Raw genomic sequence first — 23333 nt, 5'->3', positions numbered from 1 at the left:
TTTATTTTGTCAAAGATGTTTAGAGGTCCTTACTTTAGGAAACAGTATTTAAGTAAAATAATGGAATTGGAGTGGTTGTATGAATGAATTTATTACTCTTGTCACGAACGTTTCCGACTGGCTTTGGGGCGTACCGATTATCTCGTTACTCGTTTTATCCGGTATCTTCCTCACCATCAAGCTCGGTTTCTTTCAGTTTCGTTACCCCATCTACATATTCAAGCAAACATTCGGCAGCATTTTCAAAAAGCCGAAAGGTGAAGGCGACATCAGTCCGAGACAAGCGTTGACGTCAGCCCTCTCTTCAACAGTCGGGGCCGCGAACATCATCGGTGTACCTGCAGCGATTATGTTCGGGGGACCGGGTGCCATCTTCTGGATGTGGGTCATCGCTATCATCGGCATGGCCATCAAGTTCTCAGAGAGCGTACTGGCCGTGCACTATCGTGAGAAGAATGATGCCGGCGAATTTGTCGGGGGACCGGTCTACTACATATCAAAAGGACTTCGTTGGAAGTGGCTCGCGACGTGGTTCGCCTTCGCTCTCATGATCGAACTCATTCCGAGTATCATGGTACAAGGAAACGCTGTCAGCTCGGCAGTCCGTGAGACGTTCAATGGGAACACGCTCATCACGGGGATTGTCGTCGCTATTCTTGTGGGCATCATCGTCTTTGGCGGAATGAAGCGCATCGCGAAAGTCACCGAGATCGTCGTCCCTGGCATGGCACTCGTCTATGTCGGAGCCGGACTCGTCATCGTCTTGATGAACTTCTCTGAGATTCCAAACGTTCTCAGTCTCATCTTCTCTTATGCATTCGAGCCGATGGCCGCGTTCGGTGGGTTTGCCGGTGCCGCCGTTGCTGAGACGATTCGTTGGGGCTTCGCCCGTGGACTCTATTCAAATGAAGCCGGTCTTGGAACGGCACCTATTGCCCACGCCGCGGCACAGACGGACCATCCGGTGCGCCAAGGGTTCTGGGCCGTCATCGGGATCGTCATCGATACGCTCATCATTTGTAGCACGACCGCATTCGTCGTCTTGTCTTCAGGTGTCTGGACGGCAGACGGAGCGATGGATGACCCAGCAGCGTTGACGACGATTGCTTTCAATGAATACTTCGGTTACACGGGAAGCTTACTCGTCACCATCTCACTCATCTTCTTCGTCCTCTCGACCATTATCGTCATCATCTTTTACGGCTCGCGACAAGCCGAGTACTTATTCGGTTTGACGGCAGGAAAAATCATGAAGGCCGTTTATATCGTCTCGATTGTCATCGGTTCGATTGGAGGCGCTCAGATGATTTGGAACTTCCTAGACTTGATGCTAGCGATGATCCTCATCCCGAATATGATTGCCGTCTTGCTTCTAAGTGGTGAAGTGAAACGATTGACAACCGAGTTCTTCACATCCGAGAAGTATTACAAGAAAGATATCGCCGAAGAAGAGGCGTCTTAACCAACAATCCGACTGCCTAAGCAGTCGGATCTTTTTTAGGATGCGGGCTCGACTTTCTCAATCCCTGCTTTGATAGTTTGTACCGAGGCGTCAAACTTCTGTTGTTCTTCGTTCGTCAATTCAATCTCGATGATCTTACGAATGCCGCTTCGGTCAATCAAGGCCGGTACGCCAATATGCACGTCACTCGCCCCGTACTCGCCGTCTAGGTGAGCGCCAATTGTCACGACGGAGTTTTCATTTCGGACGATGGCCCGGATGATGCGAAGCAAGCCTACCCCAATCGCATAATAGGCGGCGTTCTTATGCTCGATGATCTGGTAAGCAGCGTCGCGTACGTCCGCATAGATCGCTTCTAAGTCTTCGAACTGATATTTCTCGTTCTCCGCCAATAGTTCATCGATACTCTTCCCATAGATGCGTGCGTTGTTCCATGCGACAAAGCCCGTATCCCCATGTTCCCCCATATAGTAGGCGTGGCAGTTTCGTGGCGATAGTTCGAAATAGTCTCCAAGTTTGTAACGGAGTCGTGCTGTATCGAGGACCGTCCCTGAACCGATGACGCGTTCTTTTGGTAAACCCGATGCTTTCCAGGCGACGTGTGCCATCACATCGACCGGGTTCGTCGCGACGACTAAAATGCCGTCGAACCCGCTCTTCATCAAGTCTTCGGTCACGGTGCGGACGACCTTGGCGTTTTGCTCGACGAGGTCCATCCGTGTCTGCCCAAGTTTTTGTGCGGCTCCTGCCGTGATGACGACGATATCTGCGTCTTTACAATCCGAGTAGTCCCCTGCCCAAATCCGGACCGGTGTCGGGGCGAATGAGATCCCATGATTGAGGTCCATCGCCTCTCCTTCTGCCTTGGCATGATTCGAGTCGATCAGGACGAGCTCCTCGCAAAGCGCAGCCGTGGATAATTGATAGGCGAAACTGACGCCGACCCAACCTGCACCGATGACGGCGATGCGAGTGATGTCTTTCGGGTCAATCTCATCTTTATGCGGAATACGTGACATGTGTATCCATCCTTTCTATGATTCTTTCTCTTTTTTAGCATACCCGACTCTACTCTTTTTCAATATTTATTTTCATATCATTTTTAGCCCATTCTCTATTTAGATAAGAGTCTGTATCCATAAAATATTATCACTCACGATAATAATACCATTTTAGGAATAAGTTCTTCTAAAACGGTTATAAATATTAACACTAATTAATTTGAGGTGAGAAAATGCTAACTTTAAAAGAATTGTTAGTTTTAAGAGGTCTCGACATAAACCATAAGATTAAAATCGTTAGGCACAAAGACACTAGAGAAGACGTGAATGTATATGATTTATTTCTAAAAGATATTAAAGAATTTGAGCTGTATCAATCTCATCAAGAAAGAAACCAATTTGCAAATTGTGAATATATAGTATCTTGTATTGGAATCTCAAATAAACAGGCACTTTTCATTGGAGTTTATGAGGTAAAAAGTATGCAAATAATAAACGGATTTCCAAAAGATAAGTCAGTATCATTTAGGGGCAAAGCAAAAACTAACAGCAAATACTATTATGACTTAGAAAAAAAGACTGGATTTGAGGATTTTGAAGGTAAAGTAGTTATCAACTGGAATGAGGTAGGTCAAGCATGGTGTGTAGGATTAGATACTAGTATAAAAGAAGTTGTTCAAATCTTACCTAAAGCCTTTGTAAGAGAATTCCCAGGATATAACGAAGTTAAATTATTTCATAACGAACTAAAAAGAATGACAGAAGATCCTATTTCAAATATGATATGGCATAAATTACTTTCATCAGTTAATGCCATATATTTAATAGTAGATACTACTGACGGTAAGCAATATGTTGGAAGTTCATACGGAAAAGAAGGTCTACTCGGAAGGTGGAAAACATACGCTCAGAATGGACACGGAAATAATATAGAACTTTAAAATATTTTAAAAAATGATCCAGAACGAATAAATAATTTTAGATATAGTATTCTTCAAACTTTCCCAACAAACGTAACAAAGGTACAAATATTAAAAGAAGAAATGAACTATATAGATAAACTCGGTACTAGAGCATTCGGTCTTAATCACTAAAACTAATGCATTCTAAAAACATAAGTTAACTTATGTAATTCCAATTTTATTTATTATTTGAAAAAGAAAAAAATGAGGGCTGATTGAGGACTAGAACAAAACTAGACCTCAAAACAGCCCTTAAAATACTGGTGTTAAGCGATTATCCAATCGAACCTTCCATCTCGAACTTGATGAGACGGTTCATTTCGACCGCATATTCCATTGGTAATTCTTTTGTGAATGGCTCGATGAAGCCCATTACGATCATTTCTGTCGCTTCTTCTTCCGAGATTCCACGGCTCATGAGGTAGAAGAGTTGCTCTTCTGACACTTTTGAGACTTTCGCTTCGTGCTCGAGCGACACTTGGTCGTTCAAGATTTCATTGTACGGGATCGTATCTGAAGTCGACTCGTTGTCCATGATGAGCGTGTCACACTCGATGTTCGAGCGTGCGCCCTTCGCCTTACGGCCGAAGTGGACGATTCCACGGTACGATACTTTTCCGCCTTGTTTCGAAATCGATTTTGAGACGATAGACGACGACGTGTTTGGTGCGAGGTGAATCATTTTAGCGCCAGCGTCTTGGTGCTGTCCTTTACCAGCGAGGGCGATTGAGAGTGTCATCCCACGTGCGCCTTCCCCTTTCAAGATGACAGCTGGGTATTTCATTGTGAGTTTCGATCCGATGTTTCCATCGATCCACTCCATCGATCCACCCGCTTCACAAACTGCACGTTTCGTTACCAAGTTGTAGACGTTGTTCGCCCAGTTTTGGATCGTCGTGTAACGGCAATATGCATCTTTGTTGACGAAGATCTCAACGACCGCTGAGTGAAGCGAGTTCGTTGTGTAAACCGGTGCCGTACATCCTTCGACGTAATGAACCGATGCGCCTTCGTCGACGATGATGAGCGTACGCTCGAATTGACCCATGTTTTCCGAGTTGATGCGGAAGTAGGCTTGGAGCGGTTGCTCAAGTTTTACGCCTTTTGGTACATAGATGAACGAGCCACCCGACCAAACAGCTGAGTTGAGGGCCGCAAACTTGTTGTCCGTCGGCGGAATCAACTTCCCGAAGTACTCTTTGAAGATCTCTTCGTCTTCTTTGAGGGCTGTGTCTGTATCTTTGAAGATGACACCTTTTTCTTCGAAGTCTTCTTGCATGCTATGGTAGACAACCTCAGACTCATACTGAGCCGAGACACCTGCCAAGTATTTTTGCTCTGCTTCTGGGATACCGAGCTTGTCAAACGTACGTTTGATTTCTTCTGGTACCTCATCCCATGAGCGTTCTGTCTTTTCAGATGGTTTGACATAGTACGTGATTTCGTCGAAATCAAGTGCCGAGAGGTCTCCGCCCCATGTCGGCATCGCCATCTTGTTGAAGTGATCCAACGACTTCAAACGGAAGTCGAGCATCCATTGTGGCTCTTCTTTCATGCGTGAGATCGTCTCTACGATTTCTGTCGTCAAGCCACGGCCTGAACGGAAAATCGAAACGTCCCGATCATGGAAGCCGTATTTATAATCGCCAATTTCCGGCATGTTCTTTGCCATATCGGTCTCCTCCTTCTCCTTACGCGTCCTCGTCTACTCCTTTTTCAAGCGCCTTCCACGCGAGCGTGGCACACTTGATTCGAGCCGGGAATTTCGATACGCCTGAGAGCGCCTCGATATCACCGAGGTCAAACGTATCCGTGTCGTACTCTTTGCCTTGAACCATTTCAGAGAAGATGTTGGCGAGTTGAAGCGCCTCTTCTACTGTTTTTCCTTTGACGATTTGGGTCATCATCGATGCCGAGGCGAGACTGATCGAGCAGCCTTCCCCTTCAAACTTCGCATCTTTGACGATGTCGTCTTCGACCTGTAGTTGAAGACGAAGCGAATCCCCACACGTCGGGTTGTTCAAGTCCACCGTCACGCCATCTTCGATGACGCCACGGTTTCTTGGGTTTTTATAGTGATCCATGATGACCTGGCGGTACAACATGTCGAGATTATTAAAACTCATAATTGAAATACTCCTTCGTTTGACGTAATCCCTCGATGAAGCGGTCGACTTCTTCTTTTGTGTTATACAAATAGAAGCTCGCCCGTGCCGTCGATGATTGCTTCAAAAGACGCATGAGTGGTTGTGCACAGTGATGACCGGCACGAACCGCGATACCTTGCATGTCGAGCACAGTCGCGAGGTCGTGCGCATGAACGTCCTTCAAGTTGAACGTGACGAGACCGACGCGATCTTCAGGACCGTAAATCTCGATCCCTTCAATCGTTTTCATCTGCTCGATTGCATAAGACGCGAGTTCACGTTCGTGTGCTTCGACGTTTTCAAGACCGATTTCTTCTAAGAAATCGATGGCTGCCGCAAGTCCGACCGCTCCGGCGATAATCGGTGTTCCCGCTTCGAAACGGTACGGGATGTCTTTCCACGTCGATTCATATAAATCGACATAGTCAATCATCTCGCCACCGAACTCGACCGGCTCCATGTTCTTGAGGAGTTGCTTCTTCCCATATAAGACACCAATCCCAGTCGGTCCGAGCATCTTATGTCCAGAAAAGGCGAGGAAGTCACAGTCGAGTGCTTGGACGTCAAGTTTTCGGTGCGGTGCACTTTGCGCGGCATCGACGACCATGACGGCACCCAACTCATGCGCGAGTCGAGCGACTTCGGCAATCGGGTTAATCGTCCCGAGTACGTTCGAGACGTGACTCATCGCGACGATTTTCGTCCGGTCTGATAACACCGCTTGAACCGCATCGAGTGTGACACGTCCGTCCGACGTGAGCTCGACGTATCGAAGTGTCGCGCCTTTTCGCTTGGCGAGTTGTTGCCATGGGATTAAGTTCGCATGATGTTCCATCGGAGTGAGGACGATCTCGTCGCCTTCACCGACATTCGCATCTCCGTAGCTCGATGCGACCAAATTGATGGCCGTCGTCGTTCCACGAGTGAAAATGATTTCTTCAGGAACCGCCGCATGGATGAATGAGCGGACGCGTTCACGTGCTCCTTCATACGCATCCGTTGCTTGCGTCCCGAGCGTATGGACGCCACGATGCACGTTCGAATGGTTGCGACGATAATAGTCCTCGATCGCCTCGATGACAGCGAGCGGCTTTTGTGAGCTCGCCGCGCTATCAAGATAAACGAGCGGGTGTCCATTGATTTCCTGATCTAAAATCGGAAACTGTTCACGAATCGAGGCGTTCAACATCTTAACGTACTTTCCCTTCGATGACTTCGCGGAGACGGTCTTTGACCGAATCGATTGCGAGTTCTTCGACGACAGGCGTCAAGAATCCGTGGATGATTAAACGCTCTGCCTCTTGGCGAGACAAACCACGGCTCATCAAGTAGTACAATTGAACATCATCGACACGACCGACAGACGCTGCGTGACCTGCCATAACGTCATCTTCATCGATAAGAAGAATCGGGTTGGCATCCCCACGTGCTTTTTCAGAGAGCATCAAGACGCGCTCTGTTTGTACACCGTTCGATTTTGACGCACCGTGGTGAATCATCGATGTCCCGCTGAAGATTGCAGTGGCTGCGTCTTTTTGGACACCGTGAATCAAGATGAACCCTTCAGATGCTTTTCCGAAGTGGTCGGTACGAATGTTGAAGTTTTGTTTCTGTGCACCGCGACCGATTGTCACAGCTTTTGTATCTGAATACGTGTTGTCGCCGACGAGGTGAGTCTTCGTCTCGACGACCGAGTTCCCGTCGTTCATGTGACCGAGCGCCCAATCGAGGCGACCGTTCGCATAGACGACACCGCGACGATTCATGAACGTAAGTGCTGATTCAGCGAGCTGATCGACACCACCGAAGACGACTTTCGCGTTCTCTCCAGCGAATACTTCCGTCACGACGTTGACCGTATGCGGTTCATTCGTGCCAGAAAGGAAGTTTTCGATGTATGTCACTTCACTGCCTTCGTCTGCGACGAGGATCGTGTGGTGATAGAGGGCACCGTTCGCCTGTTCCATCGTGAAGATGGCTTGAAGCGGATCTTTCAATTGCGTGTTTTTCGGTACGTAGATGAATGCACCACCGTTTGTGAGGGCAGCATTCAACGCCGAAAGACGTTCTTCATCGACACGTACGCCTTCAGTCATGAAGTATTTCTCAACGAGCTCCGGATGTTGCTCCATCGCTTCTTTGATTCCCATGAACAAAACGCCTTCAGGCATCGACAATTCGTTATAGACGACATGACCGTTGCGTTCAACGAGCACGTTTGTCCGGTGGTCTCCGAGGAGTGATTCGATGTCCGCTGTCAAGCCGTCTTTTTGTTCGAGCTCGACATCTCCCGCTGTGAAGTCCCACTTATCAATCTTAATTTTTTCAACTTTTGGCAAAGCAAGTGTCGGCGCAAGTTCTGCTGCCTCTTTACGACGGTTGACCATCCATGCTGGTCCGCCGAGCGCTTCTGCACGTGCCGACAACGCTTGTGCATCCAATTCAAATTGTACGGTCATCGTACAGCCTCCTTACGCTTCTGTGTCTACTGTCATTCCGAGTTCTTGCTTCACCCAGTCGTAACCTTCTGCCTCGAGTCGCTGTGCGAGCTCTTTACCACCAGACATGACGATTTTCCCGTCCATCATGATGTGTACGAAGTCTGGCTCGATATAGTTGAGGAGACGTTGGTAGTGCGTGATGATCAAGCAGCCGAACTCTTCTGAACGCATTTCGTTTACGCCTTTGGCAACGACTTTAAGGGCATCAATATCAAGACCTGAGTCGATTTCATCCAAGATGGCGATGTTCGGTTGAATCATCATCATTTGAAGAATTTCGTTACGCTTCTTCTCACCGCCTGAGAATCCTTCGTTTAAATAACGGTGTGCCATTTCTGAAGGGATTTCGAGAAGCTCCATCTTCGCATCGAGTTCACGGATGAACTTCATGAGCGAGATTTCTTGACCTTCTTCACGACGTGAGTTGATTGCCGAACGCAAGAAGTCCGCGTTTGTGACACCACTGATTTCAGCCGGGTACTGCATCGCAAGGAACATCCCTGCTTGTGCGCGCTCGTCGACTTCCATCTCGAGGACATCTTCGCCGTTTAATTCGACGCTTCCCCCAGTGACCTCATAAAGTGGATGACCCATGAGTGCTGATGCGAGTGTTGATTTACCAGTCCCGTTAGGACCCATGATGGCATGAATTTCGCCACCTTTAATTTCTAGGTTAAGACCTTTGACAATCTCTTTTCCTTCGATTGAGACGCGGAGGTCATCAATTTTCATTTGTGGTACGTTAGACATTCGGATACCCCTTCCGTATTTTCTCGCCATAGTGAATGGCGTAGATTAGATATATTCTAATCTTAGACTAGTCATTTTTTTATTTCAAGCGACTCACCTTAGAATTCATTCTCAATAGAATGATAAAAGTTGAGAATGCTAATAGTAGGAAATCAAGACATTATCCGGCATTCTCTTCGACGAGTGCGAGGACTGCTTTCCGCTCTCGTACGGCAGCCGCGAAGAAGAAGGCACCACACCCCGTCAAGAGCGCCAAACTTCCGAATACAGGAAGCGATGACTGACCGAATGTATCGAGTAACACGCCACCGATAATCGGTCCGATCGTCTGACCGAGTGATGTCAATCCCATTGCCCCGAAATACGTCCCTCTTAAATGTTCCGGCGCGAGTTCATCCGTCAAGACGTCCGTCATGGTGAACATCAACACCTCACCGACGGTAAAGATGGCCATCGCGACAAAGAGTACCCATTCGACCGTCGCAAATCCGATGAGCAAAAGTCCGAATGACAACGTCGAAATCCCGAAGAAGAGTGACTTGATCGGAGAGACACGAATCCCGAAACGCATGATCGGATATTGGACGACGAGGACCGTGATGGCGTTCGTCGTCAATAAATAGGCGAACAATCTCGAACCATCCTCAAGTCCGTCGCGTAACGCGATGAATTGCGGAAGCGTCGAATTGAACTGGCTATAGCCGATAATCGCGAAAATCATCCCAATAATCACCGCCCGAAACGTCCGGTCATCTCTCAGGACACGAAACGTCTCCGTCAAGCGCGGGCGTGCCTTGACCCCATCCCCTTCTTCAAACGGATATTTGTAAAACAAGATAGATATAATGATCCCGTATAATATGTAGACAGCCGTCACGACGAAGAATGCAGTCTTCACACCAGTGAGTGACAAGACGACCGCCAAGAGTGGTCCGATGGCCGCGGCGATATTGATCATGAAGTAACGGACATTATAGACGATGACCCGCTGATCTGCCTGCGTCGTATCACTGATGAGTGCACGCGAAGCCGGTTCTAGGAATGATCGCGACATCCCCATCAACATCGATAGCATGTAAAACCAAAACAGTTCCGTCGCAAGTGCGAGACCAGCGAACGTGACGGCATTCAGCACGATCCCGATCAACATGAGCTGTTTTCGTCCATACCGATCAGAGAGTGTCCCCCCAAAGAAGCTCATGAACAGACCTGAAAGTGCCGTCACGGCAAAGATCGTTCCGATCACACTCGCTGAAAAGCCGAGCGTAGCTAGATAGATCGCAAAAAATGGCATGACAAAAAACGTCGCCAGTCGTGCAAAAAACGTCCCGAACAGGACGCCCCACGTCAGTGGATGAATCTGTCTGAGCTTCATCCAAATCCCCCCTTTTCTTTCATATATGTAGTGTACTTCTCTTTATGAAAGAACACTAGACAAAAAAAGACCCAGGAGGAAGTCTCCTGAGTCGAAATGACTTATTGTTTGACCGGTACGACCGCACCTTTGTATTCGTCCAAGATCCACTGTTGTGTCTCTTCAGACGTCAATACTTCGAGGAGTGCCTTGACGCGCTCGTCTTCTTCGTCCCCTTCACGCGTGACGATCAAGTTGACGTATGGTGAATCTTCCCCTTCGAGTGCAATCGCATCTTCGAGTGGGTTGAGACCTGCATCGATCGCATAGTTCGTGTTGATGAGGACCGCATCGCCTTCTCCATTGTTGTAAGCCGTTGGAAGAAGTGCTGCTTCCACGTCCGTCTTGAATTTCAAGTCTTTCGGGTTGTCGACGATGTCAGCGACTGTCGCATCGACCGTTTTGCCTTCCGCAAGCGTGATGAGACCTTCTGACTGGAGCATCGTAAGGATTCGTCCGTGGTCAGCGACCGATGAGCTCATGATGATTTCCGCTCCTTCAGGAAGCTCGTCAAGCGATTTGTATTTTTGTGAGTAGACACCGATCGGCTCGATGTGCACGCCACCTGCTGATGCGAATTTGTAGTCTTTGTTCTCAGCCATTTGTGACTCGAGGTATGGTTCGTGTTGGAAGTAGTTCGCATCGAGCTCCCCGCTCGCGAGCGTCTTGTTCGGAAGCACGTAGTCTTGGAACTTCTTGATTTCGAGTTTGTAACCTTTTGCTTCATATTCTTCTTGTACGTGCTCTAAAATCTCAGCGTGCGGTACGTTTGACGCACCAACGATCAATGTTTTGTCATCGCCAGAACCTGTTTCTGCCTCTTCCCCGCCGCAAGCCGCGAGAACCGTGAATGCTGATAATGCTGTCAATCCGAGTACTGTTTTCCAAGTTTTCATAATGAATCCCTCCAAATGGTATATGTGTGATTATGCTGAACGTTTATCTATCTTTGTGACGAGTCGGTCACCGATGAATTGGATGACGAACACGATGATCAAGATGAGCACCGTCGCCACGAACGTGACGTCGTTTTGTGAGCGTTGGAATCCTTCCAAGAAGGCTAAGTTCCCGAGTCCGCCACCCCCAACGACCCCCGCCATCGCCGTGTAACCGACGATTGCTACGATGGTCACCGTGAGTCCCGATACGATTGCCGGAAGAGCTTCTGGAATCAAGACTTTGTAGATGATTTGCCATTTTGTCGCTCCCATCGATTCGGCCGCTTCAATGACCCCACGGTCGACTTCACGAAGCGCAAGTTCGACCATCCGAGCATAGAACGGTGCCGCTCCGATGATGAGTGCCGGAAGCGCCGCCGTCGAACCGAGCATCGTACCGAGTAGGAACAACGTGAACGGGATGAGTAAGATAATTAAGATGATGAACGGGATCGAACGAAACACGTTGACGATCGCGCTGACGAAGACGTAAATCGGACGATTCTTCAATAAAAGCGATTCGTTTGTAATATAGAGAATCAAACCTAAAGCCAGTCCGATCACAAACGTCGCCACACCTGCGACGAGCGTCATGTATAACGTCTCCCAAGTCTGCTCCATCATAATTTGCCAATCTACGTTAGGAAACATCGCTTTCCACCTCCACTTCTACGGATTGCGAACGAATCGACGCGATGGCACGATCGATTTCACTTGCTTCCCCAATCAGTTGGATGAATAGCGTACCGAGCGCACCGACTTGTGACTGGGTCACGTTCCCGCCGATGATGTTGAATCCGATGTCATGCGTCTTGAGGACGTCAGACAAAATCGGTTGTTCTGCCGTCTCGTTCAAGAATTTCAATTTGACGATTTGACCGCTCGGATACCGTTCTTTAAGGTGTTCGAACGTGAGCGATAGATCGTCGACCGCCCCGATTTGCTTGACGAATTCTTTCGTGATCGGTTGCTCCGGATGTTGGAACACGTCCGAGACTTGACCGGTCTCAACGATTTTTCCGGCCTCCATCACGGCGACACGGTGACAAATCTTTTGGATGACATGCATCTCATGCGTGATGAGGACGATCGTCAATCCGAGCTTCTTATTGATGCTGACGAGCAGTTCGAGAATCGAATCCGTCGTCTTCGGGTCGAGCGCGCTTGTCGCTTCGTCACAGAGGAGAACCTCAGGATTTGTAGCGAGCGCGCGGGCGATCCCGACTCGCTGTTTTTGACCGCCCGACAGTTGCGATGGATAGCTGTCCTCACGACCAGCCAAACCTACGAGCTCGACGAGTTCTTGGACGCGTCGTTTCCGCTCACTTGCCGGTACCCCGATCAGTTCGAGTGGGAAGCTGATGTTTTCTGCGACCGTGCGCGACCACAAAAGATTAAAGTGCTGGAAGACCATCGAGACGTTCTTGCGAACCCCTCGTAGTTCTTTCGGGCTGAGCTTCGTGAGCTCATTCCCGGCGACCTCGATTTCACCGCTTGACGGTGACTCGAGACGGTTGAGTAATCGGATGAGCGTCGATTTCCCCGCTCCCGAATATCCGATTATTCCAAAAATTTCACCGCGATCAATTGTTAATGACACATCATCGACCGCCTGGACACGACCATTCTTCGTATCGAACCATTTGGCGACGTTTCGTAATTGAATCAATACCTTTCCCTCCTGACAACAAAAAAAGCGCGCACGTTTGAGCAAACGTGCGCACTTTATCGTACGGACAACGATTGCTCTCATCTGTCAAGGTTTCTCACCTTGCTGGAATTAGCACCATTTCGGATTGCTCCGCGGTTGCTGGGCGTCATAGGGCCAGTCCCTCAGCCTCTCTTGATAAGAGTGTTGTGTATTCGATTAGCTTTATCATAGCGACAGCTTTTTCTGCTGTCAAATCCTTTTTTCAAAAAAATTAAAAAAAGGTGCCGTCCGAGGACGACACAGAACGTAGCACCTTGAGTCACGGAAGGACAGCCCATAGATGAAAATCTTTTGCCCGTTCAAGATTTACATCCTTACATGGGGGAGATTCACCAATCATCACTCGATCTTGGCTTGGACCGTGCAATTATACGGAACGTCTTTCTTCGCTTGATTTTTTTGGGGGACAATCGAAGGGAAGACTGACGTGTATTCGTATAAAGGTAGCAGCGGCTTCGCCAAAACGTCTTGATATCGGGAATATCGCGTCCTATTTTGTGTTCAAGTAAGATGTTGTAATGAATATACCATTCGTGAACTTTCTGTGTCAACTGATTATTTAAAATTTTCAGATTATTCTAATGTTCCTCTCTCATTTCATGAAAGAGAGGACATGTTGCACATTCTGAAACGCGTACAATCGATCTTGAACCTCGCCATTTTCAAGCTTCAACAAGGCGGGTACGCTCATCACTTGGTAGGCTTCTAGCTCTTTTGGGATATAGTTCGCATCTCGCTTTTCGATTTTAATTTCAGGGTCGACCGCTTCGACGACCGTCAACATTTTTTCCGCCACAGCGCATGTACCACACATCGGGGCGTATATATATAAGAATCCGTCTGTAATCATTCTTCTCACCTCTCTTGTCATTATAAGGGGCGATGGATTCTCATTCAAAAATCGTGCTTTGATGAAATTTCAGAATTTTTCAATGATTCTCTTGACTCTTTCTGTAGAGAGGAATAATATGGGTTCTAACTTTATCGCTTTTGTACATAACAGCAAAGAAGAAGGACAGGTGAATGAATGATGACGGAACAAGCAACAGGTACGATGAAACAGTTCACGATGAACGTCTTAAACGGTCTCAGCATGGCAATTCTGATCGCCCTCATCCCGAGCGCTTTGCTCGGTGAATTAACGAAAGCCATACTTCCGTATTTTCCGTCTCTTCAATTCATATTGGATGCGACGACAATTGCGATGCGGCTTCTGCCAGCCATTATCGGGCTAGCGGTCGCCATGCAGTTCGGACGATCGATTCTCGAAACCGGGACCATCGCGATTGCGACGTATGTCGGTAGCGGTGCCGTCCGAATCGACGAAGGGGCTTTTGTGATGGCCGGCATCGGGGACGTGATCACAGCTGGTGTTACCGCTGCAATCGCTACACTTCTTGTCATGAAACTCGCTCCCCACTTGAAAACGTATACGGTCATTGTTATGCCGATGACCATCATTGTCGTCGCAGGAGGCATCGGTACTTTCCTACTGACGTACATCTCCCAGATCACGACGTATATCGGTCTACTCATCATGACAATGACTGACCTGCAACCGGTCCTCATGGGAATTCTGATCGCCATGGCGTTCTCACTCATTATCGTCTCGCCGATCTCGACTGTCGGGATTGCGACAGCCATCAGCTTGTCCGGTGTCGCGGCTGGTGCGGCGAACCTCGGGGTCGTCGCTGCCGGATTCGGTCTCGCGATCGCCGGATGGCAGGCAAACGCGACCGGCACATCGATTGCCCATTTCCTCGGCTCTCCGAAGATTCAGATGGCGAACTTTGTCCGACGCCCCATCATGATGCTTCCCATTTTGGCAAATGCGGCGATTCTCGGTGCGCTCGCAGGGATTCTAAAAATTGAAGGAACACCAATCAGCGCCGGGTTCGGTGTGTCAGGTCTCATCGGTCCGGTGAACGCCCTTCACCTCATGCCGGGTGGATTCGCTCTCTTCAACGTCCTGCTCGTCATCGTCTTGTTCGGCCTGATTCCCGTCGCACTCGGAATCTTCTTCTACCGTGTGTTTGAACGGACGACTCTCGTCGAATCCGATCATTACCGACTCGATTTCGAGTAAACAAAAAGCCGGCTTCTCCAATGGAGAAGCCGGCTTTGATTATCCTTGAATCATCGCTTCGTATTCTTCTGCAGACATGAGTTTGTCGAGGTCTGACTCTTCCGTCAACTCGACTTCAATCATCCATGCGTTTTCAAACGGTGACTCGTTGACGAGTTCTGGAGAATCCGCGAGGTCCTCGTTCACTGCCGTGATGCGACCAGATACCGGTGCATACAACTCAGAGACCGTCTTCACTGATTCGACTGAGCCGAATGGCTCGTCGAGCAAAATCGTACCATCGACTTCTGGGAGTTCGACAAACACGATGTCCCCTAGTTCGCTTTGTGCGAAATCCGTAATGCCGATGCGGGCTTTCGTTCCATTTACTTCTACCCACTCATGTTCTTTTGAATAACGTAAATTTGCTGGTACTTTGCTCATCCTAACTTCCCCCTCAAATAAATTAGACTCACATCTGTATTATAGCACTTAGCCCCAAACGTCCGTAAAGGACTTTTCTGAAAATCCGACGGTCGTTTTTTCACCATTTGTGACGATTGGTCGCTTCAAAAGCATACCATTGCTCGCCAATAGCTCGAGTTGTTCGTCTTCTGATAGATTCGGTAGCTTGTCTTTGATGCCTTCGTTCCGATAGACTTGCCCGCTCGTGTTAAAGAACTTTTTGAGTGGTAGACCTGATTGTTTCCACAGTTCGGCGAGTTCCTCTTTCGTCGGCGTCGATTCGACGATATGGATGTATGTATACTCGATGCCTTGTTCCTTCAACCATTTTTCTGCCTTTTTACATGTACTGCATGGTGGATAGCCGTATAGTGTCACCATCTGTTCATCACCTCTTTCCTCAATGTAGCACACCTAGAGAATTTAAATCACGTCTCAAGCAACCGTTCAATCTCTCGCTTCATCGTTGGGTTGACCACATAGCGTTCTTCGATAAAACGTAAGATAGTCGAGGCTGCGACGCCTGACTTGCCATATCCTAATACCCCGCCCAACAGGAAAGAAATCATCTTGGGCTGTCTCGACTCGACCCGGCGTGTCGGATTGAACGGGTCCCCTTGTTCACCGATTGCCTTCAAGACGTTCTGAACAGCTGCGACTTGGACGAGCTCGAATCCCGCGAGCGTTTCGCCACGACGTTCACGTAGCAAGCCGACGTATAGGTTCGTCAACGCCTCTTCATAATAATAAGCCGCTGTTTCACGGGTGATTTCGAGGCGTGGTGTCGCAAATACCTCGAGCGCCTCGTCCCGTCGCCAGACGACACGTCCTGGCGTATAGGCGATGGTCGCCATTTCATGCAGTTCAAAGACGGCGAACTCACCATAAATGCCATCATGGTACATGATCTTATGCCCGTCCTTCGTGTTTTGGAACTGATAATGAAGCGGTTCGATCTCGAGCCAGTCAAGTCGATCGATAAAGCGCGCCTTCTGCCCATCCTCGACAATCAAAAAGAAATCGAGGTCCGAATACTCATCCAACCGCTCCGTCTCTTGTCCAATCGACCCCAATGCGAGCAGCATGAGCGTCCCGTCCCGTTCGGCTACGGACCGTCCAATGCGTTCCATCCGGTCGAGTAATACATCTCGTTTTGTCATCATCTCTCCCCCTCGTCTCTATTGTACGTGGCAGAGCTCAAAAAAAGAAAGGATCGACCGCGTCCAGTCCACCCTTTCTGTCAATTTGATTAGACGATAAACTTGTTCGCTTTGATGAGGCTCGCTGCGACTTCGCGCTTCGTGCCGATCACGTTGATTGGCTGGTAGCGGCTGAATTTCTTCATTGCCGAGAGAAGCATACGTTGCTCGTCGCCAGACGCCGCTGCGTACAACACTTCTTTCGCCATGAGTTCGACTTGCTTGAACACTTGCTCCGCAAAGATTTCAGTGTAGCGGACTTTGAGCGTGTTCTTCTCTTCGCCTGAACGGGCAATCGCTTTGTCCGTACGAGCGATGGCTGCTTCAAGCGCATAGATGGCACTGATCATGTCTGCAATCTTCGCCAAGATTTCTTGTTCGTTTTGAAGGTCTTGTTGATACTTCTGTACAGCTGTACCCGCGACCATCAAGTTGATTTTCTTCATGTTCGAAAGGAGCATCTTCTCGCGAGCGAGTGGTGAGCCATCCAATTCTTGTGGCATGTAGCTCATCAGCTCTTTTTGAAGTTTTTGCGCTTCTGCGAGGAGCGGCAATTCACCTTTCATCGCTTTCTTGAGGAGCGTACCTGGGACGATCAAACGGTTGATCTCGTTCGTTCCTTCGAAGATACGGTTGATCCGTGAGTCACGGTAGAGGTTCTCGACTTCATACTCTGCCATGAATCCGTATCCACCGTGAATTTGAACGGCTTCATCAACGACATAGTCGAACGTCTCAGAAGCGAAGACTTTGTTGAGTGAGCATTCGATCGCATATTCTGCGATCGCTTGTGCGACTTTCGATCCGTCGCGCATGTTCTCATCACCGAGTGCGTCCAAGCTATCCTGGAACAAACCACCTGTACGATAGACTGAACTTTCCATCGCATAGATGTTCGCTGCCATCGTCGCCAATTTCTCTTGGATGAGTGGGAATTGGCTGATCGGTGTCTTGAACTGTTTACGCTCGTTCGCATATTGAACCGAGAGGTCGAATGCACGTTTTGAAGAACCGACTGCTCCGACTGCGAGTTTGTAACGACCGACGTTCAAGATGTTGAAGGCGATGACGTGACCTTTTCCAACTTCACCGAGAAGGTTGTCGACTGGTACTTCGACATCTTCAAGGATGAGCGTACGTGTCGACGATCCCTTGATTCCCATCTTCTGCTCTTCTGCGCCCGTTGAGACTCCTTTGAAGTCACGCTCGACGATGAAGGCACTGAACTTGTCGCCATCGATTTTCGCATAGACGACGAACACGTTCGCGAAGCCGGCGTTTGTGATCCATTGTTTCTCACCATTCAAGACGTAGTGCGTGCCCGCCTCATTCAAGACAGCTGTCGTTTTCGCACCGAGGGCGTCAGACCCTGAGCCTGGCTCAGTGAGCGCGTAAGCCGCGATCCATTCGCCTGTCGCGAGTTTTGGCAAGTACTTGTGCTTTTGCTCTTCTGATCCGAAGAAGACGATCGGGAGCGTCCCGATCCCCACGTGTGCGCCGTAGCTGAGTGCGAACGAACGTGCTTTCGCGAAGCGCTCCGTGATGATTGAAGATGAGATTTTATCGAGTTGGTAACCGCCGTACTCTTCAGGAACGTCTGCTCCGAGAAGACCGAGCTCGCCCGCTTCTTTCAACAATTCGACAGAGAGGTCGAACTCGTGTTTCTCGATGCGCTCGAGGACTGGCATGACGCGGTCATCGACAAATCCAGCCGTCGTGTCACCAATCATCTTATGCTCATCTGAGAAATCCTCTGGTGTGAAGAGACGCTCCGCGTCGAGTGCGTCAATGACAAAGCTACCGCCTTTAATCAATTCATGTTCTGTACGTTCCATATCCGATTCCCCCTTAAAGTAATTCGAAGACACCAGCCGCGCCCATTCCGCCGCCGATACACATCGTGACAACCCCATACTTCTCATTTCGTCGTTTCATCTCATGCAAGATCGAGACTGAAAGTTTTGCTCCCGTACATCCAAGTGGGTGACCGAGGGCGATAGCGCCGCCGTTCACGTTCACTTTCGATGGATCGATTCCGAGTTCACGGATGACACCGAGTGACTGGCTCGCGAACGCTTCGTTCAACTCGAACAATCCGACTTCTTCTAATTTCACGCCAGCCATCTCGAGTGCTTTCGGAATGGCGACGACTGGACCGATTCCCATCACTTCTGGACGGACACCGCCGACGGCGAACGAGAGGAACTTGGCCATCGGTTGCAATCCTTGACGTTCTGCTTCTTCACGGTCCATGACGAGGACAGCTGCTGCTCCGTCTGATACTTGTGAAGCGTTACCTGCTGTGACTGACCCTTTGATTTTGAAGGCCGGGCGGAGTTTTCCGAGTGCTTCGATCGTCGAATCGGCACGGACACCTTCGTCATGCTTCACGACTTTCTCCACTTCCGCGACTTTACCGTCTTCACCGAGTACGTGCTCGATGACCGTCACAGGAACGATTTCTTCTTGGAACTTGCCACCTGCGATAGCCGCTGCCGCCTTTTGGTGACTGTTGATGGCGAACGCATCTTGGTCTTCGCGCGAGATGTTATATTCGGCTGCAACACGTTCTGCCGTATGCCCCATACTCATGTAGTACTCTGGTGCCGTCTCCATGATGTGTGGGTTTGGACGGATGACGTGACCACCCATCGGCACTTGGCTCATCGATTCCATACCGCCGGCGATGATTGCCGTCGCTTGACCGATCATGATTTTGGCCGCCGCGTCCGCGATGGCTTGAAGGCCTGACGAGCAGTAGCGGTTGATGGTAATCGCTGGAACTTCGTGTGACAGTTCCCCCCGGACCGCCGCATAGCGAGCGATGTTCATCCCTTGCTCCGCTTCTGGCATCGCACAACCCATGATGACGTCATCAATCGGGCCTTTATATCCTGAACGCTCAAGCGTTGCCTTGATGGCATATCCCGCGAGCTCGTCCGAACGAACGTTACGGAACGATCCGCGTTTTGCTTTTCCGACCGGCGTCCGTGCGCCGGCTACGATGACTGCTTCCCTCATCTGTATTGTCCCCCTTTATCAGTTCCGTAGTGGTTTGCCTTTCACGAGCATGTGTTGCATCCGTTGTTGTGACTTCGGCTCCCCGATGAGGCTTAAGAAAGCTTCGCGCTCGATGTCGAGGAAGTACTGCTCATCGACGAGCGTACCGTATGCCAAGTCGCCACCACTGATGACGTGTGCGAGTTTCTTCGCAATTTTCAAATCGTGCTCTGAAATATAACCACCGTAGAACATTTCGTACGCCGCGAGTTCGAGCGTCGCTTTACCTGTTTGACCGACGACCGGTAACTTCTCACGAACCGGTGCCGTGTACCCGTCAGCCAGTTCAAGGACCGTTTGTTTCGCATCGAACGTCAAGTGGTCGCGGTTCATCGAGATGCCGTCGACCGCACGATGGTAACCGAGTGCTTTCGCATCAAATGCCGACTTCGATACTTTCGCCATCGCGATGTTCTCGAACGTCTGTTGCGCAGCCTTCTCGATGTTTTGCATCGATTTTGGTGTCTGCTCAAGGAGTCGACGGTACGTGTTGACGTTTCCGCCCCCACCAGGGATGAGGCCGACACCGACTTCGACAAGACCCATGTATGTCTCAAGTGCGGCTTGCATACGGGCTGCCGGTAAGCTGATTTCCGTTCCACCACCGAGCGTCATACCGTACGGTGCAGCAACGACCGGACGACTTGAATAACGAATCTTTTGAACGACTTGTTGGAACTTGTTGATGATCCAATCGAGTTCGAACCAGTTCTCGTCTTCGGCTTCCATGAGCATCATCGCAAGGTTCGCACCGACACAGAAGTTCTTGCCGTCGTTGGCAAGGACCATTCCTTTGAAGTCTTGCTCGACACGATCGATCGACTGTTCGATCATCTGCATGATGTCGACACCAATCGCGTTGTTTGGTGATGTGAATTCGAGTGCGACCACGTCATCACCGATATCGACGAGGCGTGCGCCACCATTTTCTAAAATGATGCCGTTTGATTTTGCGAACGGCTTAAGTTTCAATTCTTTCGGATTGACGGTCTTCTCGACATACGTCTTCGACGCTTTATCGTAATACTGGTCTTCCTTGTAGAATGACGTATTGCCTGCAGCAAGCATCTCATCGATCCATGCCGGGACGTCATAGCCTTCCGCTTTCATACGCTCGACTGATTTCTCAACACCGAGGGCATCCCACATCTCGAACGGTCCAAACTTCCAACCGAAGCCCCACTTCATCGCATCGTCAATCGCAACGATCGTATCGGCGATTTCACCAGTGAGACGTGCCGAGTAAGCGAGCGTCTTCGCCGTGATTGGCCAGAGCAATTGGCCGACGCGACTTTTGTTCAAGATGGCACCTTTCAATTTTGCTTTCGAGCCAGGAAGTGACTTGATTTGATCGAGCTCAGGACCTGTAATCGCTTTCAATTGTTCGTATTCGAACGTCTGAAGATTCAACTCCTGGATGACCTTGCCTTCTTTCTTATAGAAGCCTTGACCAGCCTTTTGTCCGATCCAACCTTTTTCAACGAGTTGCTTCATTTCTGTCGGAACGTCGAACGTGTCCTTCTCTTCCCCTGATTCGAGTGTCTCGTAGACGTTCCCCGCCACGTGGACGAATGTGTCGATTCCGACGACGTCGAGTGTGCGGAAGGTCGCTGATTTTGGACGACCGATGAGTGGACCTGTGATCGAGTCCATCTCTCCGATTGAAGCGTTTTGCTTGAGCATCTCTTCAAACGTGACGAGAAGACCATACGTCCCAATCCGGTTCCCGATGAAGTTCGGTGTGTCTTTTGCTTCGACGACACCTTTGCCGAGACGATCTTCAGCGAAACGTGACATGAAGTCGATGACCGGACGGGCTGTCTTCTCCGTCGGAATGAGTTCGAGCAACTTCAAGTAACGCGGTGGGTTGAAGAAGTGCGTGCCGAGGAAGCGTGATTTCAATCCTTCCGGAAGGGCACTTGCCATCGCTTCGATTGAGATCCCTGACGTGTTCGAGCTGAGAATCGCGTCTTCACGGATGTAAGGTGCAATCTTCTCGAAGAGTTGTTGCTTCACGTCGAGACGTTCGACGACGACTTCGATGACCCAATCCGCTTCTTTCAAACGCTCTAAGTCATCTTCTAAGTTCCCGACTTCGATGAAGTTGAGATGTTCCGCTGTCGCGAGTGGTGCTGGATTTTGTTTCAATAGCTTTTGACGGTTTTCTGAGGCGATGCGATTGCGTACTTCCGGCGACTCGAGCGTCAACCCTTTCGCTTCCTCTTTGGCTGTCAATTCACGTGGTACGATGTCGAGCATGAGCGAACGAATCCCCGCGTTCGCCAAGTGAGCCGCAATCCCCGCCCCCATTACTCCTGAACCGATGACGACCGCAAAACGAATTGAGTTCGTCAAACGGAGGTCGGTTGATTGTTCGATGTGACTCGTCATAGTGTTCCCCCCTAAAATGAGAATGAATAGTGATTCATTTCACGCGTAAAAAAAATCGCAATCACCATCGTGTTTACTCTTCTATCATAAATGAATGAACATTCATTCGCAAGCGTTCATTTTTCAATTTCATTCCATTTTTTGAATGAACGATTAGTTTTTAATGTGTGTGGTATAGACAACAAGAGTCAAATTTAGAAAGGGGAATGTATACATGCATGATAATCGTTTAAACACTGTCGGTAGCCGAAAGGACTTTGAGTCGTTTAAGAAGAAAGCCCAAGAACAGTCGCACCAACCGGGAATCGATTCGAAGATGGAACCTTTCCCGATCTATGAACGGGAAGACTATAAAGGAAGTGACAAGTTAAAAGACAAGGTCGCGATCATCACCGGTGGGGATTCCGGGATCGGAAAGTCGGTCGCCATCTTCTTCGCCCATGAAGGTGCGAACTCCGTCATCGTCTATAAAGACCAAAACGAGCTCGAGGATGCGGAAGCGACAAAAGAACGGATTGAAGATTTAGGGCAAGCCTGCCTCTTGCTTCAAGGAGACATCGGGGAATCTTCGTTCTGTCAACAAGTCGTCGAGGAGACGCTTGAAACATTCGGTCATATCGACATCCTCGTCAACAACGCCGCTGAGCAGCATCCGCAGGAATCGCTTCTCGACATCTCGGACGATCAACTCGAGAAGACGTTCCGCACGAATATCTTCAGCATGTTCTACTTAACGAAAGCAGCGCTCCCCTACTTAAAAGAAGGAGCGAGCATCATCAATACGACCTCGATCACAGCCTATGAAGGAAACGACCAATTGATTGACTATGCGTCGACGAAAGGTGCCATCACGGCATTCACCCGCTCGCTCGCCAAAAACTTGGCGGACAAGAAGATTCGCGTCAACGGGGTCGCCCCGGGACCGATTTGGACACCGCTCATCCCTTCAACGTTTGACGCGGAGAAGGTGAAATCGTTCGGCGATTCAGCAGAGATGAAACGACCGGGGCAACCGGCCGAACTCGCACCGGCGTATGTCTATCTCGCAAGCGATGATTCGACATACGTCAGTGGTCAAGTCATCCACGTAAATGGTGGAACCGTGATTAATGGATAATTGATCGAAGACTCAGTTCGTAGCTGAGTCTTCTTTTTGTGCAGTGCATCCAGAAGAACATCAGGAACTTTTCTTTTGGCTGTCCGATCAAATCGGTCCAGATTTTTGGGTAAGTGAGGACGAGAACAAGAAATCGTAACACCTCCGCTA

The 23333-nt window shown here is 49.3% G+C and carries 21 protein-coding genes and 1 riboswitch; of the genes, 4 read left to right on the top strand and 17 right to left on the bottom strand.

Features of this window, described 5'->3' with window-relative positions; translation table 11 throughout:
* The first annotated feature begins 79 nt into the window (after positions 1-79).
* The gene (locus IRJ25_RS03770; protein ID WP_264092691.1) at positions 80-1462 is read left to right on the top strand and encodes an alanine/glycine:cation symporter family protein; all 1383 of its coding nucleotides are present in this window, start codon (positions 80-82) and stop codon (positions 1460-1462) included.
* 35 nt (positions 1463-1497) lie between these two features.
* Here IRJ25_RS03770 and IRJ25_RS03765 read toward each other — a convergent pair whose 3' ends face one another.
* Complete coding sequence (locus IRJ25_RS03765; RefSeq protein ID WP_159562599.1) at positions 1498-2481, bottom strand: L-lactate dehydrogenase; 984 nt, start codon at positions 2479-2481, stop codon at positions 1498-1500.
* Positions 2482-2696: 215 nt separating this feature from the next.
* On the opposite strand from IRJ25_RS03765, the gene IRJ25_RS03760 reads away from it, so the two are divergent.
* Entirely contained in the window at positions 2697-3404 is a 708-nt protein-coding gene (locus tag IRJ25_RS03760; RefSeq protein ID WP_269317808.1) for a GIY-YIG nuclease family protein, read from the top strand.
* A gap of 295 nt (positions 3405-3699) precedes the next feature.
* On the opposite strand, the gene sufB is transcribed toward IRJ25_RS03760, so the two are convergent.
* The 10 genes from sufB to IRJ25_RS03710 all read right to left on the bottom strand — a co-directional run bounded on the left by sufB (position 3700) and on the right by IRJ25_RS03710 (position 13736).
* Positions 3700-5097 (bottom strand): Fe-S cluster assembly protein SufB, encoded by a 1398-nt coding sequence (gene sufB, locus IRJ25_RS03755; protein ID WP_012726850.1) that lies wholly within the window; start codon positions 5095-5097, stop codon positions 3700-3702.
* Between the two features lie 19 nt (positions 5098-5116).
* A complete protein-coding gene (sufU, locus tag IRJ25_RS03750) occupies positions 5117-5551 on the bottom strand; it encodes a Fe-S cluster assembly sulfur transfer protein SufU (protein WP_026825487.1) in 435 nt (144 codons plus the stop codon).
* Positions 5541-6761 (bottom strand): cysteine desulfurase, encoded by a 1221-nt coding sequence (locus IRJ25_RS03745; RefSeq protein ID WP_269317807.1) that lies wholly within the window; start codon positions 6759-6761, stop codon positions 5541-5543. Before IRJ25_RS03745 ends, sufU begins: the two co-directional genes overlap by 11 nt.
* A gap of 1 nt (position 6762) precedes the next feature.
* Positions 6763-8031, bottom strand: coding sequence for a Fe-S cluster assembly protein SufD (gene sufD, locus IRJ25_RS03740; RefSeq protein ID WP_074036358.1), 1269 nt, complete (start codon positions 8029-8031; stop codon positions 6763-6765).
* 12 nt (positions 8032-8043) lie between these two features.
* Positions 8044-8805: a Fe-S cluster assembly ATPase SufC gene (sufC, locus tag IRJ25_RS03735; RefSeq protein ID WP_143180266.1), complete on the bottom strand. Its 762-nt coding sequence runs from the start codon at positions 8803-8805 to the stop codon at positions 8044-8046.
* Positions 8806-8983: 178 nt separating this feature from the next.
* Positions 8984-10198: an MDR family MFS transporter gene (locus IRJ25_RS03730; RefSeq protein WP_269317806.1), complete on the bottom strand. Its 1215-nt coding sequence runs from the start codon at positions 10196-10198 to the stop codon at positions 8984-8986.
* Positions 10199-10299: 101 nt separating this feature from the next.
* Positions 10300-11133, bottom strand: a complete 834-nt coding sequence (locus IRJ25_RS03725; RefSeq protein ID WP_269317805.1) for a MetQ/NlpA family ABC transporter substrate-binding protein — start codon at positions 11131-11133, stop codon at positions 10300-10302.
* Positions 11134-11163: 30 nt separating this feature from the next.
* On the bottom strand, positions 11164-11826 hold the full coding sequence (locus tag IRJ25_RS03720; RefSeq protein WP_012726857.1) for a methionine ABC transporter permease: 663 nt from the start codon (positions 11824-11826) through the stop codon (positions 11164-11166).
* Positions 11816-12844 carry a methionine ABC transporter ATP-binding protein gene (locus IRJ25_RS03715; protein WP_269317804.1) on the bottom strand — a complete coding sequence of 343 codons (1029 nt, stop codon included), beginning with the start codon at positions 12842-12844 and terminating at the stop codon, positions 11816-11818. The genes IRJ25_RS03720 and IRJ25_RS03715 overlap by 11 nt, the downstream gene beginning before the upstream one ends.
* 77 nt (positions 12845-12921) lie before the next feature.
* A riboswitch (SAM riboswitch) is annotated at positions 12922-13028 on the bottom strand.
* Between the two features lie 450 nt (positions 13029-13478).
* The gene (locus tag IRJ25_RS03710) at positions 13479-13736 is read right to left on the bottom strand and encodes a thioredoxin family protein (RefSeq protein WP_084543056.1); all 258 of its coding nucleotides are present in this window, start codon (positions 13734-13736) and stop codon (positions 13479-13481) included.
* Between the two features lie 180 nt (positions 13737-13916).
* Between IRJ25_RS03710 and IRJ25_RS03705 the strand changes: the two genes are divergently transcribed.
* Positions 13917-14972, top strand: coding sequence for a PTS transporter subunit IIC (locus IRJ25_RS03705; protein WP_074036348.1), 1056 nt, complete (start codon positions 13917-13919; stop codon positions 14970-14972).
* 39 nt (positions 14973-15011) lie between these two features.
* Here IRJ25_RS03705 and gcvH read toward each other — a convergent pair whose 3' ends face one another.
* The 6 genes from gcvH to IRJ25_RS03675 all read right to left on the bottom strand — a co-directional run bounded on the left by gcvH (position 15012) and on the right by IRJ25_RS03675 (position 22066).
* Positions 15012-15395, bottom strand: a complete 384-nt coding sequence (gcvH, locus tag IRJ25_RS03700) for a glycine cleavage system protein GcvH (protein ID WP_012726861.1) — start codon at positions 15393-15395, stop codon at positions 15012-15014.
* 48 nt (positions 15396-15443) lie between these two features.
* Complete coding sequence (locus tag IRJ25_RS03695; protein ID WP_159562604.1) at positions 15444-15797, bottom strand: arsenate reductase family protein; 354 nt, start codon at positions 15795-15797, stop codon at positions 15444-15446.
* Between the two features lie 47 nt (positions 15798-15844).
* Positions 15845-16576 (bottom strand): hypothetical protein, encoded by a 732-nt coding sequence (locus IRJ25_RS03690; RefSeq protein WP_196430967.1) that lies wholly within the window; start codon positions 16574-16576, stop codon positions 15845-15847.
* An 89-nt stretch (positions 16577-16665) separates the two neighbouring features.
* A complete protein-coding gene (locus tag IRJ25_RS03685) occupies positions 16666-18450 on the bottom strand; it encodes an acyl-CoA dehydrogenase family protein (RefSeq protein WP_159562606.1) in 1785 nt (594 codons plus the stop codon).
* A gap of 13 nt (positions 18451-18463) precedes the next feature.
* A complete protein-coding gene (locus IRJ25_RS03680; RefSeq protein WP_269317803.1) occupies positions 18464-19636 on the bottom strand; it encodes an acetyl-CoA C-acetyltransferase in 1173 nt (390 codons plus the stop codon).
* 18 nt (positions 19637-19654) lie between these two features.
* Positions 19655-22066, bottom strand: coding sequence for a 3-hydroxyacyl-CoA dehydrogenase/enoyl-CoA hydratase family protein (locus IRJ25_RS03675; RefSeq protein WP_269317802.1), 2412 nt, complete (start codon positions 22064-22066; stop codon positions 19655-19657).
* Positions 22067-22280: 214 nt separating this feature from the next.
* Here IRJ25_RS03675 and IRJ25_RS03670 point away from each other — a divergent pair, with 214 nt between their 5' ends.
* Positions 22281-23183, top strand: coding sequence for an SDR family oxidoreductase (locus IRJ25_RS03670; RefSeq protein WP_264092746.1), 903 nt, complete (start codon positions 22281-22283; stop codon positions 23181-23183).
* Positions 23184-23333 lie beyond the last annotated feature (150 nt).

Source organism: Exiguobacterium sp. KJ 601 (assembly GCF_027161185.1).
Classification (GTDB): domain Bacteria; phylum Bacillota; class Bacilli; order Exiguobacteriales; family Exiguobacteriaceae; genus Exiguobacterium; species Exiguobacterium profundum.
This window is presented reverse-complemented; position numbering and strand designations above follow the sequence as displayed.

Coding starts and splice junctions, on each gene's coding strand:
- IRJ25_RS03725 (WP_269317805.1), bottom strand. CDS start 11,133: ATGAAAACTTGGAAAACAGTACTCGGATTGACAGCATTATCAGCATTC.
- IRJ25_RS03690 (WP_196430967.1), bottom strand. CDS start 16,576: ATGACAAAACGAGATGTATTACTCGACCGGATGGAACGCATTGGACGG.
- IRJ25_RS03695 (WP_159562604.1), bottom strand. CDS start 15,797: ATGGTGACACTATACGGCTATCCACCATGCAGTACATGTAAAAAGGCA.
- gcvH (WP_012726861.1), bottom strand. CDS start 15,395: ATGAGCAAAGTACCAGCAAATTTACGTTATTCAAAAGAACATGAGTGG.
- sufB (WP_012726850.1), bottom strand. CDS start 5,097: ATGGCAAAGAACATGCCGGAAATTGGCGATTATAAATACGGCTTCCAT.
- sufC (WP_143180266.1), bottom strand. CDS start 8,805: ATGAAAATTGATGACCTCCGCGTCTCAATCGAAGGAAAAGAGATTGTC.
- IRJ25_RS03765 (WP_159562599.1), bottom strand. CDS start 2,481: ATGTCACGTATTCCGCATAAAGATGAGATTGACCCGAAAGACATCACT.
- IRJ25_RS03770 (WP_264092691.1), top strand. CDS start 80: ATGAATGAATTTATTACTCTTGTCACGAACGTTTCCGACTGGCTTTGG.
- IRJ25_RS03705 (WP_074036348.1), top strand. CDS start 13,917: ATGACGGAACAAGCAACAGGTACGATGAAACAGTTCACGATGAACGTC.
- IRJ25_RS03680 (WP_269317803.1), bottom strand. CDS start 19,636: ATGAGGGAAGCAGTCATCGTAGCCGGCGCACGGACGCCGGTCGGAAAA.
- IRJ25_RS03745 (WP_269317807.1), bottom strand. CDS start 6,761: ATGTTGAACGCCTCGATTCGTGAACAGTTTCCGATTTTAGATCAGGAA.
- sufD (WP_074036358.1), bottom strand. CDS start 8,031: ATGACCGTACAATTTGAATTGGATGCACAAGCGTTGTCGGCACGTGCA.
- IRJ25_RS03710 (WP_084543056.1), bottom strand. CDS start 13,736: ATGATTACAGACGGATTCTTATATATATACGCCCCGATGTGTGGTACA.
- IRJ25_RS03685 (WP_159562606.1), bottom strand. CDS start 18,450: ATGGAACGTACAGAACATGAATTGATTAAAGGCGGTAGCTTTGTCATT.
- IRJ25_RS03720 (WP_012726857.1), bottom strand. CDS start 11,826: ATGTTTCCTAACGTAGATTGGCAAATTATGATGGAGCAGACTTGGGAG.
- IRJ25_RS03670 (WP_264092746.1), top strand. CDS start 22,281: ATGCATGATAATCGTTTAAACACTGTCGGTAGCCGAAAGGACTTTGAG.
- IRJ25_RS03760 (WP_269317808.1), top strand. CDS start 2,697: ATGCTAACTTTAAAAGAATTGTTAGTTTTAAGAGGTCTCGACATAAAC.
- IRJ25_RS03675 (WP_269317802.1), bottom strand. CDS start 22,066: ATGACGAGTCACATCGAACAATCAACCGACCTCCGTTTGACGAACTCA.
- IRJ25_RS03730 (WP_269317806.1), bottom strand. CDS start 10,198: ATGAAGCTCAGACAGATTCATCCACTGACGTGGGGCGTCCTGTTCGGG.
- sufU (WP_026825487.1), bottom strand. CDS start 5,551: ATGAGTTTTAATAATCTCGACATGTTGTACCGCCAGGTCATCATGGAT.